Origin of the sequence: Aquimarina pacifica (assembly GCF_000520955.1) — a bacterium.
Classification (GTDB): Bacteria; Bacteroidota; Bacteroidia; order Flavobacteriales; family Flavobacteriaceae; genus Aquimarina; species Aquimarina pacifica.
In genome coordinates, this window is sequence record NZ_JACC01000108.1 from 1 (window position 1) to 1,134 (window position 1,134).

The window sequence follows — 1,134 nt, forward strand, 5'->3', positions numbered from 1 at the left end:
AATTTTGAAATCACAGATCCAGAAAACCCAGAATTAATACCTATCATTGATTAAATAAAGTTGCATACTTCAAATTTAACAAGCAACCAATCTTAAAAAAACAAATCAATTACCTTAACAAATAGTAAACCAAGGCTCGGGTGGTGACTATCTTTCTAACGAAATCATGTACCGTGCAACTAAAAAAAGAGACGAACTTGGGTTACACCTAAAAAAAGAAATAGGACACGTACATATTGCTGACAACATAAGCTTTAAAAAAGTAAATGAAATATTTGAAAAAATAATTAGAAATGCAACTAAATAATATAATAGTTATCGCAGTATTGATGTTTGGAATTTTCAAATTAAATGCCCAACCAAGTCCTAAAAAAAAGATATCTCAAATAAATATTTCTTTTGGTGACTGTAACAAAAATAAGCTTACTTTTATTTCAAATGACTCCATTCATTTTTTTTCAGAAAACAAAAAATATAAATTGAATTTTGACATAATAAACAACAACTCTAAAAGCAAAGATACTTTAACTGTTATATCGAATAAATATAACCTATCAAATAATATTTATGATTTTGGTTTTGATCAAAAAACATTTTTCCTAAAACACAACTATTATACCTCCTACAATAATAAACCAATTATTAAGTCTGTATTTAAAATCTATTTCTCTAAGGGTACTAAGGAAATGATTATATTGATCGATTTCACACATATTACACAAAATATAAAATCAAAAAAAATATTTATTCCATTTAAAAAGGGCAATTTTAAGGTCACAGATCCCGAAAACCCAGAATTAATGCCCATCATTGATTAAATAAAATTGCATACGTCAAATTTAACAAGTAACCCAATCTTAAAAAAACAAATCGATTACCTCAACAAATAGTAAATCAACAACTTATATTAAAAATATCGTCTACATATAAAAACATCAGAAAAAATTTAGCCCGATCACTTTGTTAGAAGAATAGAATATTATCAAGTAAAATAAAGTGCACTTTGCTTAGAGATAAGATAAAAACGTGAGGTTTCTATGGGTCATTCTCATTTAAAAGATTAAGGATTAATACTCAAAGTAAAGACAGTTACAAAAGTGGTTTCAGAGGTAATTAAAAAAATGTCACAATGAA

Annotated in this window: 1 protein-coding gene; it reads left to right on the forward strand. The window is 26.2% G+C overall.

Annotated elements, in window-relative coordinates; all coding sequences use genetic code 11:
- The first annotated feature begins 293 nt into the window (after nucleotides 1–293).
- Nucleotides 294–818, forward strand: coding sequence for a hypothetical protein (locus tag DZ60_RS0121980; protein WP_025744147.1), 525 nt, complete (start codon nucleotides 294–296; stop codon nucleotides 816–818).
- The last annotated feature ends 316 nt before the right edge of the window (nucleotides 819–1,134 follow it).

Coding starts and splice junctions, on each gene's coding strand:
- DZ60_RS0121980 (WP_025744147.1), top strand. CDS start 294: ATGCAACTAAATAATATAATAGTTATCGCAGTATTGATGTTTGGAATT.